The organism is Kineococcus sp. R86509, from assembly GCF_042466365.1.
GTDB lineage: Bacteria > Actinomycetota > Actinomycetes > Actinomycetales > Kineococcaceae > Kineococcus.
The window spans coordinates 582309-596652 of sequence record NZ_JAXHCE010000001.1; the positions used below are offsets into that span (position 1 = coordinate 582309).

A 14344-nucleotide genomic window follows, 5' to 3' on the forward strand; every position below is an offset into this window, starting at 1 on the left:
GACCACACCACCACCAAAAGCAGCAGCACAGCCAAGATCTTTAGCACTTCATAGTTGACCCTTGGACTCGAAAACCCCACCCCCCACTGGCGTGAAAGAGGCGGAGATCAATCCCAAAGGAACCCCAAACCATCACCCACCCACGCAGAAAACGCAGCGCAGTGACAGTCGAATTGGGGGTTGATACATATATGGCATCAACATTTTTGGCACACTGTTGAGTTCTCAAGAACCGGACACACCCACCCGCAACAACCCCCACACAGAGGGCCACCCGAAGAGGGGCAACTTTCCCACCTTAACCACCAACCAGGCCAAACTGCAACCCAATTACCGTCAAGGCTTCCGGCGCCACCCACCAGACGCGGACCACCCAAGCTCACAGGCTCCGGTTTTCCGCCCCGTCGGGGCGACATGAGGAACAGTACGCGGCTGTCGGGGCGAAGGGCAAATCCGCATCGCCCCGACAGCCACTCGCCTACTGCGGCAACAGAAGCGCCACCGCAGCGAGGGTCTTCTTCCCCCGCCGCAGCACCGCGTAGCGGCCGTGGAGGAGCTCCACGTCCGCCAGCGTCGCCTCGGGGTCGGTCAGCTTGGTGTTGTTCACGTACGCGCCACCCTCCCCGATGGTCCGGCGGGCACCGCCGAGGCTGGGTGCGAGGCCGGTGTCGGCGAAGAGCTGCGCCAGGCGCACGTCCCGGTCGGCCGGCGTCGCCGTCGGCAGCTCCTCGAGGGCACCCCGCAGGATGCGCTCGTCGATCCCGTCCAGCTCGGAGCCGCCGAACAACGCTGCCGAGGCGTCCTCGACGGCGACGGCGGCCGCCTCACCGTGGACGAGTGCCGTGACCTCGTGGGCCAGCGCACGCTGCGCCGTCCTGGCCCGGGGGTTCTCGACGACCTGTCGACCCAGCTCCTCGATCTCCTCGCGGGAGCGGAAGCTGAACGCCTTCAGGTAGTCCACGACCTTGGCGTCCTCGGCGTTGAGCCAGAACTGGTAGAAAGCGTACGGCGACGTCAGGTCGGGGTCGAGCCAGACCGCGCCGGACTCCGTCTTGCCGAACTTCGTCCCGTCCGCCTTGGTGAGCAGCGGGGTCGCCAGGGCGTGCACCGTCTGCTGGTCCACCCGACGCACCAGCTCGCAGCCGGCGGTGATGTTGCCCCACTGGTCCGAACCACCGAGCTGCAGCGCGCAGCCGTGGCGACGGTGCAGCTGGAGGAAGTCGTTGCTCTGCAGCAGGACGTAGCTGAACTCGGTGAAGCTGATCCCCGTCGTCGCGAGCCGCTTGCTCACCGCCTCCCGGTCGAGCATGCGGTTGACGCTGAAGTGCTTGCCCACGTCGCGGAGGAACTCGATGGCCGACATGGGTCCGGTCCAGTCGAGGTTGTTCACCATCGTCGCGGCCGCGGGGCCGTCGAAGTCGAGGAAGGGCGCGATCTGGCCCTGGAGGCCCGTCACCCACCCGGCGACCACCGACGGGTCGTTCATCGTGCGCTCGGCCGAAGGACGCGGATCCCCCACCAGGCCGGTGGCCCCGCCCACGAGGATCAGTGGGTGGTGCCCCGCCTGCTGCAGACGCCTCGCCGTCAGAACCTGCACGAGGTGGCCGACGTGCAGGCTCGCCGCCGTCGGGTCGAAGCCCACGTAGTAGGTGAGCGGTCCCGTCCGCAGCGCTTCCTGCAGCGCGGCCTCGTCGGTGGACTGCGCCACCAGGCCCCGCCACTGCAGTTCGTCCCAGACGTCGCTCACGACTCGTCGGCTCCTCAGGTCCTGCGCCCCGACTTCCGGGGCCCGGGCGACCGTCGCCCGCCGACACGGTAGTCGGAGACGGTGCGGTCGTTCGAGAGAGAAACGCGCCAGGGGGTCGGGGCCCCCGCACCGGCCACCCCGACGCGGGGTCCCCACACGACGTCGACGTCGTCGACCGCAGTGCCACGGAGGACCTCCAGCTCCCCCGCACCGCAGATGTCGAGGCCGTTCTGGACGCGATCCACCCCGAGCGCCTGGGTGAGCCGGGCCGGTCCGCGGGCCAGGTCGACGTCACGCTTGGCGCTCACCCGGCGCGAGCGGGCCAGCTCCACGCCCTCCACGACCTCGCCGGCCCGCAACAGCACCGCCGACGCCGTGCCCTCCCCCGCGCAGACGAGGTTCATGCACCAGTGCATGCCGTAGGAGAAGTAGACGTAGGCGTGCCCGGGCGGCCCGAACATGACCTGCGTACGGGGGGTGCGACCGCGGAAGGCGTGCGACCCGGGGTCGGACTCCCCCGCGTAGGCCTCGACCTCCGACAACCGGACACCGACGACGCCGGCGGGCGTCGCGTGGCGCACGACGCAGCCCAGCAGGTCGCGCGCCACCTCGGTGACGGCCCGGTCGTAGAACTCCCGCGGGAGCCTCAGGGACGTGCCCACGCCAGGTGTCCCGCGAGTGCGTCCTGCGCGGCCTCGAGCTGCTCCGCCACCCGAATGGGAGCGGTGCCACCGATCCCGTCCCGGGAGGACAACGACCCCTCCGTCGACAGGACGTCCTTGACCTCGGGGGTCAGGTGGGCAGAGATCGCCGCGAGGTCCTCGACCGACAGGTCCCAGAGCTCGACGCTGCGGCCGAGTTCCGCGGACAGCTCCTCGCAGCGGCGCACGCACGCCCCGGAGATCTGGTGCGCGTCGCGGAAGGGCACCCCCTGGCGGACGAGCCATTCCGCGATGTCGGTCGCGAGCGCGAATCCCTGCGGCGCCAGCGACGCCATCCGTTCGGTGTGGAAGTGCAGGGTGGCGATCATCCCGGCGACGGCGGGCAGAAGGACCTCGAGGGTGTCGACCGCGTCGAAGACGGGTTCCTTGTCCTCCTGCAGGTCCCGGTTGTAGGCCAGCGGCAGCCCCTTGAGGGTCGCCATCAGACCCGTCAGGTCACCGATGAGCCGACCCGCCTTGCCGCGGGCGAGTTCGGCGACGTCGGGGTTCTTCTTCTGCGGCATGATGCTCGACCCCGTCGACCACGCGTCGTCCAGGGTGACGAAGGAGAACTCCTTGGTCGCCCACGCGATGACCTCCTCGGAGATGCGCGAGAGGTCGACGCCGATCATGGCGGCGACGAAGGCGAACTCGGCCGCGACGTCGCGCGAGGCGGTCCCGTCGATGGAGTTCTCGACGCTGCGGGTGAACCCGAGTTCACGGGCCACGGCGACCGGGTCCAGCCCGAGCGAGGAACCCGCGAGGGCGCCGGAACCGTAGGGCGAGATCGCGGCTCGGGCGTCCCAGTCGCGCAACCGCTCCACGTCGCGCAACAACGGCCACGCGTGGGCCATCAGGTGGTGCCCCAGCAGGACCGGCTGCGCGTGCTGCAGGTGCGTGCGACCCGGCATCGCAGCCCCCGGGTGCGCCGCGGCCTGGGTGAGCAACGCCTCGACGACGTCGAGCACCAGCCCCGCGATGAGCTTCGCGTGGTCGCGCAGGAACATGCGCAGCAACGTGGCGATCTGGTCGTTGCGGGACCGTCCCGCGCGCAGCCGACCACCGACGTCGCCACCGACGCGTTCCACGAGGGCGCGTTCCAGGGCGGAGTGCACGTCCTCGTCCTCCTCGGCGGGGACGAACGCGCCGGAGACGACGTCGGCCTCCAACGCGTCGAGCCCCGCGAGCAACGCCGTGAGGACGTCGTCGTCGAGGAGGCCCGCCATGTGCAGGACGCGGGCGTGGGCCCGCGACCCGGCGAGGTCGTAACGGGCGAGGCGGAAGTCGAAGTGGGTGGACTTCGACAGCGCCGCCATCGCCGCGGCGGGACCGCTGGCGAACCGAGCGCCCCACAGACCCTTCTCACCATGCTGGTTCTCGTCCGACATCACACGTCCACTTCGCTCTCGGGGTCTTCGGGGGTGGAACTGTCCCGGCGGGCCAGCGCCAGGAAGCGGGCGGCGACGGCGTCGCCCCCGAGCGGGTCACGGGAGATGACCAGCACCGTGTCGTCCCCGGCGATCGTGCCCAGCACGGTCGGGATCACCGAGTGGTCGATCGCGCTCGCCAGGAACTGCGCGGCCCCCGGCGGGGTCCGCAGGACGACGAGGTTCGCGGAGGCCTCCGCACTCACCAGGAGTTCCTCGCACCAGCGGGCGAGCCGGGCGTCCAGGACCTCCTGGCCGATGCCGCTGCGGGGGGTGCGGTCCCCGCCCTCGGCGGGCAGGGCGTAGACGAGGCCGCGGTCACCGTCGCGCACCTTGACCGCACCGAGTTCGACGAGGTCGCGGGACAGGGTGGCCTGGGTGACGGCCACCCCCTCCTCGGCGAGGTGGGTCGCCAGCTCGGTCTGGGAGCGCACGGGCAGCCGACCCAGCAGGGAGGCGATCCGGTCGTGCCGGAAGGCCTTCGTCCCCGCGCCGGCGCCGGTGGGAGAGGTCATCGGGAGTTCGCGAGCAGCCAGACGAGCAGCGCCTTCTGGGCGTGGAGGCGGTTCTCGGCCTCGTCCCAGACGACCGACTGCGGACCGTCGATGACCGCGGCGTCGATCTCCTTCCCGCGGTAGGCGGGCAGGCAGTGCAGCACGATCGCGTCGTCCTCCGCCCCGCTCAGCAGGTCCGAGGTCAGCGAGAAGGGCCGGAACCGTTCGAACTCCTGCCCCTCCTGCCCCATCGAGATCCAGGTGTCGGTGGCGACGACGTCGGCGGCGGCGACGGCCTCCTCGGCCGAGGTCGTCACGGTGACGGACCCGCCCGTGGTCGCGGCGACGGCCTGGGCCCGGGCGATGATCTCGGGGTTCGGCAGGTCCGAGCCGGGCGTGCCGATCCGGACGTGCATCCCGGCGGTGGCCCCACCCAGGGCGTAGGAGTGGGCCATGTTGTTGGCCCCGTCCCCCACGTAGGCCAGGGTCAGCCCCGCGAGGGCGCCCTTGCGCTCGATCACGGTCTGCAGGTCGGCGAGGATCTGGCACGGGTGGTAGTCGTCGGTGAGGGAGTTCACGACCGGTACCCCGGAGTGCGCGGCCATCTCCTCGAGGTCCGCCTGCGAGAACGTACGCCACACGATCGCGGCGACCTGGCGTTCCAGGACCCTGGCTGTGTCGGCGACGGGTTCACCGCGCCCGAGCTGCGACCCCGCGGCGTCGACGACGAGCGGGACGCCGCCGAGGTCGGCGACGCCGACGCTGAAGGAGACGCGCGTCCGGGTCGACGGCTTGTCGAAGAGCAACGCGACGGTCTGCGGGCCGGCGAGGGGTTTCTCGGCGAAGCGATCGGCCTTCAGGCGGGCGGCGAGGGCCAGCACCTCGGCCTGTTCGGCCGGGCTGAGGTCGTCGTCGGCGAGGAAGTGCCGGACGGTCACGAGGAGGCTCCGTTCGTGGCTGCGGTGTCGAGGATCTCGGGCAGGGCGGCGACGAACGTGTCGGCCTGCGCCGTGGTGAGGACGAGCGGGGGGGCGAGGCGGATCGTGTCCGGTCGGGCGGAGTTGACGATGAACCCCCGGGCCAGCGCGGCCGCCACGACGTGAGCGCCGAGGGGTTGTGTCAGGGCGATCCCCAGCAGCAGGCCCTCACCGCGCACTCCCTCGACCAGGGGATGGCCGAGAGCGGTGACGGCGTCGCGCAGGTGGCGACCGACGGCGTCGGCGTTCTCGAGCAGCCCGTCGCGTTCGACGGCGTGCAGGACGGCGAGACCGGCGGCCGAGGCGACCGGGTTCCCGCCGAACGTCGAACCGTGCTGGCCGGCGCCGAGGAGTGCGGCGTTCGCCGGGCCGAACGCGACGACGGCCCCGATCGGGATCCCACCGCCGAGTCCCTTGGCCAGCGTCATGACGTCGGGGACGACGCCCTCGTGGCGGGGGTTCTGGTGCGCGAACCAGTGACCGGTGCGGGCGATGCCCGTCTGCACCTCGTCGAGGACGAGGAGGGCCCCGTGCTCGGCGGTGATGCGCCGCGCCGCGGCCAGGTACCCGTCCGGCGCGGGGACGACACCGTTCTCGCCCTGCAGGGGTTCGAGGAACACCGCGGCCGTGGCGCCGTCGACGGCGCGACCGAGCGCGCCGACGTCGCCGTAGGGGACGAACTCGACGCCGCCGGGCAGCGGTTCGAAAGGCGCCCGGTAGGACTCCTTGGCGGTGAGGGCCAGCGCGCCCATGGTGCGGCCGTGGAACGCACCCAGGGTCGAGACGATCTTCGTGCGGCCGGTGCGGCGGGCCATCTTGAAGGCGGCCTCGTTGGCCTCGGTGCCCGAGTTCGCGAAGAACACCGCGGAACCCTGCGGGGCGCGCGAGACGTCCAGGAGACGTTCCGCGAGGACGACCTGCGGTGCACTGGCGAAGAAGTTGGAGACGTGCCCCAGCGTGGTCAGCTGCGCCGTGACCGCCGCGACCAGCAGCGGGTGCGCGTGCCCGAGGACGTTCGTCGCGATGCCCCCGAGGAGGTCGAGGTACTTGTTCCCGTCGGCGTCCCAGACGTGGCAGCCCTCGCCGCGGACGAGGACGCGCTGCGGGGTGCCGAACGTCTGCATGACCGACGTCGAGTAGCGCTGCAGCCACGCGTCGCCGGTGCCTTCGGTGACCGGCAGGGCATCCGCCGCCGTCGCGAGATCCACGTCAACTCCCTGGGGGTTCACGGCACGACCATCGTGCCGTTGCCGGAGGTCGTGAAGACCTCCAGCAGGACCGAGTGCGCCGTCCGGCCGTCGATGACCGTGGCACGGGGGACCCCGCCGCGCACCGCGCGCAGACAGGCCTCCATCTTCGGGACCATCCCCGACTCCAGGGACGGCAGCAGTTCTGCGAGTTCCGCCGCCGCGATCTCGCGGACGAGCGAGTTCCGGTCGGGCCAGTCCCGGTACAACCCGGCCACGTCGGTCATGACCACGAACTTCTGCGCGCCCAGCGCGACGGCGATGGCCGAGGCCGCGGTGTCGGCGTTCACGTTGAGGACCTGCCCGTGCAGCAGGTTCCCCTCGTCGTCGACCTCGGGGGCGATCGTCGAGATGACCGGGATGCGACCGGCGTCGAGCAGGTCGACGACCGCACGCGGGTCGACCCCGACGACGTCGCCGACCAGTCCGACGTCGACGGGTTCACCGTCGACGATCGCGTGCCGCCGCTTCGCCCGCAGCAACCCCGCGTCCTCCCCGGACAACCCGACGGCCAGCGGACCGTGGGAGTTCAGCAGACCGACGAGTTCCCGCCCCACCTGACCCGTGAGGACCATCCGGACGACGTCCATCGCCTCGGGCGTGGTGACCCGCAGGCCGCCGCGGAACTCGCTGTGGATCTGCAACCGGTCGAGCATGGTCGAGATCTGCGGACCACCGCCGTGCACGACCACGGGACGCAACCCGGCTGTGCGCAGGAACACCACGTCCTCGGCGAAGGCGCGTTTGAGGTCGTCGTCCACCATGGCGTTGCCGCCGTACTTCAGGACGACGAGGGCGCCGTGCCACTTCTGCAGCCACGGCAGGGCTTCGACGAGGACGCTCGCCTTGTCGGTGGCGGTGAGGTCGTCGAGGTCGACGGGCTCGCTCACGAGCTGTACGCGCTGTTCTCGTGGACGTAGGCGTGGGTGAGGTCGTTCGTCCACACCGTCGCCGTCTCGGAACCCGCGTGCAGGTCGATCACGACCCGGACCTCGCGGGGTTCGAGGTCGACCGTCGCCGGGTCGGCGTGGGGGGTCCCCCCGACGCAGACCGCGACCCCGTTGAGGCTCACGTCCAGGGCCTGGGGGTCGAACTGCGCCGACGTCGTCCCGACGGCCGCCATGACGCGGCCCCAGTTCGGGTCCTTGCCGAACACCGCGGCCTTGAACAGGTTGTTCCGGGCGACGGAGCGGGCGACCTCGACGGCCTCGGCCTCCTCGGCCGCGCCGACGACCTCGATGGCGATGTCGTGGTCCGCGCCCTCGGCGTCGCCGACGAGCATGCGGGCCAGGTCCGCGCAGACCCGGCGGACGACCTCGTCGAACTCCGCGGGTTCGGGGGTGACGCCGCCGGCGCCGCTGGCGAGCAGCACGACGGTGTCGTTGGTGGACATGCACCCGTCGGAGTCCACGCGGTCGAACGTCGTGCGGGTCGCCGCCCGCAGCGCCCGGTCCAGGTCGGCGGGTTCCACGGCGGCGTCGGTGGTCAGGACCACGAGCATGGTCGCCAACCCAGGGGCGAGCATGCCCGCCCCCTTGGCCATGCCGCCGACGACGAAGGAGTCGCCCTGCGGTCCGACGCCGGTCTCGATGGCCTGCTTGGACACGGTGTCCGTCGTCATGATGGCCGTCGCGGCCGCCGTCCCGCCCTCGGTGGAGAGGTCCGCGAACGCGGTGCGGACACCGTCGAGGACCTTCTGCCGCGGCAGTGCCACGCCGATCAGACCGGTCGAGCAGACGACGACGTCGCCGGCACCGGACCCGACGAGTTCACCCACGAGTTCCGCGGTGGCGTGCGTGGTCTGGAAACCGTTCGGGCCGGTGAAGCAGTTCGCACCGCCGGAGTTGAGGACCACCGCCTTGAGGTGGCCGTCGGCACTGGCGCGTTCGCTCCAGAGCACCGGGTGGGCCTTGCACCGGTTGGAGGTGTAGACGGCGGCACCCGCGTCGAGCGGGCCGTCGTTGACGACGAGGGCGAGGTCGGGACGGCCTGAGGTCTTCAGACCGGCCGTGACCCCGGCCGCCCGGAAACCTGCTGCGGCGGTGACGCTCACGGGGCGACCCCCACGGTGGTGAGCCCGGCGTGCTCGGGCAGGCCCAGGGCGATGTTCACCGATTGCACGGCTCCTCCGGCGGTTCCCTTGACGAGGTTGTCGATGGCCGCGACGACGAGCACACGACCCGCGTGCTCGTCGACGGCGAGTTGCAGGGCGCACGCGTTGCCCCCCAGGACCATGGCCGTGGACGGCCACTGCCCCTCGGGGAGCAGGTGCACGAAGGGTTCTGCGGCGTAGGCCGCCTCCCACGCGGCACGGACGTCGCCCGCGGCGACCCCGGGGGCCAGGCGTGCGGTGCAGGTGGCCAGGATGCCCCGCGACATCGGCGCCAGCGTCGGGGTGAAGGAGACCTGCACGGCGCCACCGCCGGCGAGGCCGAGGTTCTGCTCGATCTCGGGGGTGTGGCGGTGACCGCCGCCGACGCCGTAGGGACTCATGGACCCCATGACCTCGGAACCGAGCAGGTGGGGTTTGAGGCTCTTGCCCGCACCGGAGGTCCCCGACGCCGCGACGACGACGACGTCGGCGGGGTCGAGCAGACCGGCGGCGAAACCCGGGGCGAGGGCCAGGGTGACCGCGGTCGGGTAGCAACCGGGCACTGCGATGCGCGTGACCCCGGCCAGGTTCTGCCGTTGACGGCCACCGCCCGCGAGCGGGAGCTCCGGGAGACCGTAGGGCCAGCTGCCGGCGTGGGTCCCGCCGTAGAACCGCTCCCACTGCGTGGCGTCGAGGAGGCGGTGGTCGGCCCCCAGGTCCACCACGACCACGTCGTCACCGAGGTCGGCGGCGACGGCGGCGGAGGTGCCGTGGGGCAGGCCGAGGAAGACGACGTCGTGGCCGGCGAGGACCTCGGGGGTCGTCGGCTGCAGGACGCGGTCGGCGAGGGGCAGCAGGTGCGGCTGCAGCTCCCCCAGCCGCGTTCCGGCGTTCGAGGCACCGGTGAGCGCGCCGATCTCGACGTTCGGGTGGTTCAGCAGCACGCGCAGGACCTCGCCACCGGCGTAGCCGCTGGCCCCTGCGACGGCGACCGACAGTCGTTTCCCCGGTTCCATGTGCATGAACATACACCGTCTCGGGTAGGCATGCATTGCGTGACGGCCTCAGGCGAGGGGATCGTCCGGGCCGTAGGGCGCGACGGTCAGCCGGCGCGCGTTCGGGGTGCGGGTCGCCTGAGCCGCCAGCAACGACCCCGGGGTGTCGACACCGACGCGCAGGAAGCGCCCCGTCCACGCGTCGAGCTCGCCCCGGGCGATCGCCAGGACCATGGCGACGACGTCGGCGGGGTCGGTCCACTCCGTCCGTTCGGCGTGCTGGGCCATGCTCGTCGACATCGCGGTGCGCACCACCCCGGGCGAGAGCTCGAACGCCCGCAGCCCGTGCTCCGCACCCGCCGCGGCGAGCGCTCCGCCGAGCCGGAACAGGGCGGCCTTGCTGGCCCCGTAGGCGGCGTGGGTCCCGCCGTCCTTGGAGGCTGAGCCGGAGCTCAGGTCCACGACGCGACCGCTGCGCCGCGCGACCATCCCCGGGACGACGGCCCGCACGACGTGGAAGGCGCCGAGGACGTTGGTCTCCAGGACCGCGCGGACCTGGGCGAGGTCGGCTTCCCAGGGCGGGACCTCGTCCTGCTCGATGCGGCCGTGGGACTGCACGAGCAGGTCGAACCCGCCGAGTTCGTGCTCGAGGGCGCGGACGCCGTGCGCGACCGCCGCGGCGTCGCTCACGTCGAAGGCCGTCGCGACGGCCCAGCCCCCGGCGGCGGTGATCTCCTCGACCAGTTCGTCGAGCGACCGGGCGGTGCGCCCGGTCACCCCCACGACGAACCCGGCCGCGGCCAAGCCCAGGGCGATCTCGCGGCCGATGCCCTGGGTAGCACCGGTCACGAGGGCCCGGACGGGCTGGACGTCAGACACGCTGCGTCGCCCCCGTGCGGGCGGCGGCCTCCGCGACGGCGGTGTCCCGCGCGGCGCTGGCCTCCTCGGCGGTCAGCGTCCGGTCCGGGGCGCGGAACCGCAGGGCGAAGGCGAGGGACTTGCGACCTTCACCGACCTGGGCACCCGTGTAGACGTCGAAGAGGTGGACGTCCTCGAGCAACGGGCCCGCGCCGGCGCGCAACGCCGCCTGCACGGCCCCGGCGGGCACCGCGGAGTCCACGACGAGGGCGACGTCCTGCGTGGCGGCCGGGTAGCCGGACAGGGACTCGACCTGCAGGCTCGCGCCGACCTGGTCGAGCAGCACGTCGAGGTCCAGTTCGAACGCGGCCGCCCGGGCCGGCAGTTCCAGCGCGGCGACGACCTTCGGGTGCAACTCCCCCGCGTGGCCGACGGTGTGACCCTGCGCCGTGACGATCCGCGCGCAACGACCCGGGTGCCAGGGGGCGTGCTCGGCCGCCTCGACGCTCACGACGACCCCGATGGAGGCCGCGACGGTGCGTGCGGCGTCGACCGCGTCGGCCCACCCGGCCGGTTCCGCGGTGCGGGCGAAGCCGTCGCCCACCGCGCCGGGATGACGACGCGCCCCGGTGAGGATCCCGGCCACGTGGAGCGGCTGCGGCGGGACGGCCCGCTGGACGCGGGCCAGTTCCTCGTCGGTGGGACGTCGCTCGACCCCGAGGACCTCGGCCCGACCGGCGCCCGGCAGCGGGTGGGTGACGGATCCGACCTCGAACAGCGCCAGGTCACGCAGCCCGCGGGACACGTTGCGGCGCAAGGTCTCCGGCAGCGAGTCGAGGAGGCTGGTCCGCATCAGCGGCTGCTGCTCGGAGAGCGGGTTCGCCAGCCGGAGTGCGACGCGGCGCGGGTCGTCGGCCGGGAGGTGCTGGGCGTCGTGGACGGCCGGCGCGACGAACGGGTACGTCAGCACCTCGACGAAACCGTCGTCCGCGAGCGCCCGGGCCAGGGACCGCCGGGCCCGCTGGGTCGACGTCAGTCCCGTGCCGGCGGGAGCCGCGGGCAGGACCGAGGGGATGGCGTCGTACCCGCCGAGGCGGGCGACCTCCTCGACGAGGTGGACCCGGCCGACGAGGTCGGGACGCCACGGCGGCGCCAGCACCGTCAGCGTCGAGCCGTCGACGGTGACGTCGCAGCCGATCTCGGTGAGGTGACCCACGACCTCGTCCGGGGTGTAGTGGACCCCGACGATGCGCTCGGGGAACCCGACATCCATCGTGATCGGTTGCGGCGCAGCGGGTTCGCTGACGTCGGTGACCGCCACGTCCGCCGTGCCGCCGCCGTGCTCGACGAGGAGGCGGACGGCGAGCTCGGCGGCCCGGGCGCAGATCGTCGGGTCGGTCCCCCGCTCGTTGCGCTTGGCGGCCTCGGAGGGCACCCGGTGACGACGGGCGCTGCGCGCGATGCTGACCGCCGCGAAGTGGGCCGCCTCGAGGAGCACGTTCACGGTCTTGCCGGAGACCTCGGTCGAGGCCCCGCCCATGACGCCGGCGATGCTGAGCACGCGTGACGTCGAGGGGTCCCCGACCACCTCGTCGGTGATGAGCAGGTCCTCGGGGTCGAGGGTGCGCTCGACGTCGTCGAGGGTGGTGAGCTTCTCGCCCGCGCGGGCCCGGCGGACGACGATCTGACCCTGCAGGGCGTCGAGGTCGTAGGCGTGCAGGGGCTGACCGGTCGCGAGCATCACGTAGTTCGTGACGTCGACGGCCAGGGAGACGGGGCGCATCCCGGCCTGACGCAGCCGGTCGCTCACGAACCGCGGCGACGGGGCGCTCGGATCGACCCCCCGGACGGTGCGGGCGACGAACCGGTCGCAGCCCTGCGCACCCCGCAGCGGGGCGTCGTCGGCCAGGCGGACGGGGTACCCGTCGGCGGTGGGGGCCGGGACCTGCACGTCGACGGGGTCGCGCAGGACCTTCCCGACCGGTCGGCGGGTGCCGTGGGCGTACTCCCGGGCGATGCCGCGGATGCTGAAGCAGTACCCGCGGTCGGGGGTGACGTTGACCTCGACGGTCTCCTCACCGAGGCCGAGCAGGGCGAGTGCGTCCTGGCCGGGCGTCATCTCGACCCCGGGCAGGAGGTCGGTGAGCACGATGATGCCGTCGTGGTCGGTCCCGAGGCCGAGTTCCTTCGAGGAGCAGATCATCCCGTCGGAGACGTGGCCGTAGGTCTTGCGCGCAGCGATGGCGAAGTCGCCGGGCAGGACGGCCCCCGGCAGCGCGGCGACCACGAAGTCACCCTCGACGAAGTTGTGCGCACCGCAGACGATCCCGCGGTGGCCCTCGGGTCCGTTGTGCTCGGGGCCCACGTCGAGGTGGCACCAGTTGATCGTCTTGCCGTTCTTCTGCGGCTCCCCGACGAGGTCCAGGACCCGGCCGACGACGAGGGGACCGGTGACGCCGGCGGTGTGCAGCCCCTCCTCCTCCAACCCGACCCGGACGAGGGACGCCGCGACGTCCACCCCCGTGGCGCCCGGTTCCAGGTCCACGTGCTCGGCGAGCCAGCTCAGCGGGATCCGCATCAGAGGTCCTCCTCCCCCGTCGCGGTGCCCGGATCGGCACCGCCTGCCACTGCGGAGGCGACCCCCGACGTCGACAGGTCCTCCACACCGAACGCCCGGCTGAACCGCACGTCACCCTCCACCATGTCGCGCATGTCCGTCGCTCCGCTGCGGAACATCAACGTCCGCTCGATGCCCATCCCGAAGGCGAAACCCTGGTAGCGGTCGGGGTCGATCCCCGCGGCCCGCAGCACGTTCGGGTTGACCATGCCGCAGCCGCCCCACTCGATCCAGCCCCGTTCGGCGTCGCGGCCGAGGGAGAAGCGCAGGTCCAGTTCGGCGCTGGGTTCGGTGAACGGGAAGAACGCCGGCCGCCAGCGGGTCTCCACGGCGTCACCGAACATCGCGCGGGCGAAGGTGTCGAGGGTGCCCTTGAGGTTGGCCATGGTCAGGCCCTCGTCGATGGCGATGCCCTCGAGCTGGTGGAACACCGGGGTGTGGGTCGCGTCGAGCTCGTCGGTGCGGAACACCTTGCCCGGGCACACGACGTACAGCGGGACACCGCGGGTGAGCAGCGAGCGCGCCTGCACCGGTGAGGTGTGGGTGCGCAGCACGAGTCCCGACGCCGCGCCCCCCTTCTCGTCGGCGACGAAGAAGGTGTCCTGCATCTGGCGGGCGGGGTGGTCGGAGTCGAAGTTCAGGGCGTCGAAGTTGAACCACTCCGCCTCGATCTCGGGACCTTCGGCGACCTCCCAGCCCATCGCCGTGAAGACGTCGGCGACGCGGTCCATCAGCAGGGGCAGGGGGTGACGGGCCCCACCGTCGGGACGCGGCGAGGGCAGCGTGACGTCGACGACCTCCTCGCGCAGGACACGTTCGGTGTGCTCGGTCTCGAGCACCTCCGTCCGCGCCGCGAGGGCCTTGTTCAGCTGCCCGCGCGCCTGACCGACGCGTTTGCCGGCCGCGGCCTTCTCGGGGCCGGGCAGGACACCGATCTCGCGGTTGGCCAGGGCCAGTGGACTGCGGTCGCCCGCGTGGGCGAGCCTCGCGGCCTTCAGCTCGTCGAGGTCGGCGGCCGCGGCCACGGCGGCCAGAGCGGCGTGCAGCGCGGTCTGCACCGCCGCCTCGGACACCGGCGACGGCTCGCCGGGCTGGGAGTCGGGGTGCTGGTCGGGCGACTCGTGCTGCGCCATCGTGGAGCGTTCCTCACTCGGGTCGTGCGGTGCGTCGGGCGGGGCTGCCTCGCGGG

Annotated in this window: 12 protein-coding genes; all 12 read right to left on the reverse strand. The window is 72.4% G+C overall.

Going from position 1 to position 14344, the window contains the following annotated elements; genetic code table 11:
• Positions 1 to 478 precede the first annotated feature (478 nt).
• From tyrS to pheS, 12 genes are read right to left on the reverse strand one after another with little or no spacing between them, the layout of a single operon-like run.
• Positions 479 to 1747: a tyrosine--tRNA ligase gene (gene tyrS / locus SJY07_RS02850; protein WP_380156895.1), complete on the reverse strand. Its 1269-nt coding sequence runs from the start codon at positions 1745 to 1747 to the stop codon at positions 479 to 481.
• Positions 1748 to 1761: 14 nt separating this feature from the next.
• Positions 1762 to 2409 carry a DNA-3-methyladenine glycosylase gene (locus SJY07_RS02855; protein ID WP_380156897.1) on the reverse strand — a complete coding sequence of 216 codons (648 nt, stop codon included), beginning with the start codon at positions 2407 to 2409 and terminating at the stop codon, positions 1762 to 1764.
• Positions 2394 to 3836, reverse strand: a complete 1443-nt coding sequence (gene argH, locus SJY07_RS02860; RefSeq protein WP_380156899.1) for an argininosuccinate lyase — start codon at positions 3834 to 3836, stop codon at positions 2394 to 2396. Before argH ends, SJY07_RS02855 begins: the two co-directional genes overlap by 16 nt.
• Positions 3836 to 4390 (reverse strand): arginine repressor, encoded by a 555-nt coding sequence (locus tag SJY07_RS02865; RefSeq protein ID WP_328295737.1) that lies wholly within the window; start codon positions 4388 to 4390, stop codon positions 3836 to 3838. Before SJY07_RS02865 ends, argH begins: the two co-directional genes overlap by 1 nt.
• Positions 4387 to 5307, reverse strand: a complete 921-nt coding sequence (gene argF / locus SJY07_RS02870; protein ID WP_380156902.1) for an ornithine carbamoyltransferase — start codon at positions 5305 to 5307, stop codon at positions 4387 to 4389. Before argF ends, SJY07_RS02865 begins: the two co-directional genes overlap by 4 nt.
• A complete protein-coding gene (locus tag SJY07_RS02875; RefSeq protein WP_380156904.1) occupies positions 5304 to 6554 on the reverse strand; it encodes an acetylornithine transaminase in 1251 nt (416 codons plus the stop codon). Before SJY07_RS02875 ends, argF begins: the two co-directional genes overlap by 4 nt.
• Before the next feature lie 17 nt (positions 6555 to 6571).
• Positions 6572 to 7483 carry an acetylglutamate kinase gene (gene argB / locus SJY07_RS02880; RefSeq protein ID WP_380156906.1) on the reverse strand — a complete coding sequence of 304 codons (912 nt, stop codon included), beginning with the start codon at positions 7481 to 7483 and terminating at the stop codon, positions 6572 to 6574.
• Positions 7480 to 8646, reverse strand: a complete 1167-nt coding sequence (gene argJ, locus SJY07_RS02885; protein ID WP_380156907.1) for a bifunctional glutamate N-acetyltransferase/amino-acid acetyltransferase ArgJ — start codon at positions 8644 to 8646, stop codon at positions 7480 to 7482. The genes argB and argJ overlap by 4 nt, the downstream gene beginning before the upstream one ends.
• Complete coding sequence (gene argC, locus SJY07_RS02890) at positions 8643 to 9701, reverse strand: N-acetyl-gamma-glutamyl-phosphate reductase (RefSeq protein WP_380162119.1); 1059 nt, start codon at positions 9699 to 9701, stop codon at positions 8643 to 8645. Before argC ends, argJ begins: the two co-directional genes overlap by 4 nt.
• Before the next feature lie 48 nt (positions 9702 to 9749).
• Positions 9750 to 10559 carry an SDR family NAD(P)-dependent oxidoreductase gene (locus SJY07_RS02895; protein ID WP_380156909.1) on the reverse strand — a complete coding sequence of 270 codons (810 nt, stop codon included), beginning with the start codon at positions 10557 to 10559 and terminating at the stop codon, positions 9750 to 9752.
• Entirely contained in the window at positions 10552 to 13116 is a 2565-nt protein-coding gene (pheT, locus tag SJY07_RS02900) for a phenylalanine--tRNA ligase subunit beta (RefSeq protein WP_380156910.1), read from the reverse strand. The genes SJY07_RS02895 and pheT overlap by 8 nt, the downstream gene beginning before the upstream one ends.
• Positions 13116 to 14288 (reverse strand): phenylalanine--tRNA ligase subunit alpha, encoded by a 1173-nt coding sequence (pheS, locus tag SJY07_RS02905; RefSeq protein ID WP_380156912.1) that lies wholly within the window; start codon positions 14286 to 14288, stop codon positions 13116 to 13118. Before pheS ends, pheT begins: the two co-directional genes overlap by 1 nt.
• Between the last annotated feature and the right edge of the window lie 56 nt (positions 14289 to 14344).

Bases quoted from the DNA above. Each gene is read 5' to 3' on its own strand.
- argH (WP_380156899.1), bottom strand. From the start codon at position 3,836: ATGTCGGACGAGAACCAGCATGGTGAGAAGGGTCTGTGGGGCGCTCGG.
- SJY07_RS02865 (WP_328295737.1), bottom strand. From the start codon at position 4,390: ATGACCTCTCCCACCGGCGCCGGCGCGGGGACGAAGGCCTTCCGGCAC.
- argC (WP_380162119.1), bottom strand. From the start codon at position 9,701: ATGGAACCGGGGAAACGACTGTCGGTCGCCGTCGCAGGGGCCAGCGGC.
- pheT (WP_380156910.1), bottom strand. From the start codon at position 13,116: ATGCGGATCCCGCTGAGCTGGCTCGCCGAGCACGTGGACCTGGAACCG.
- pheS (WP_380156912.1), bottom strand. From the start codon at position 14,288: ATGGCGCAGCACGAGTCGCCCGACCAGCACCCCGACTCCCAGCCCGGC.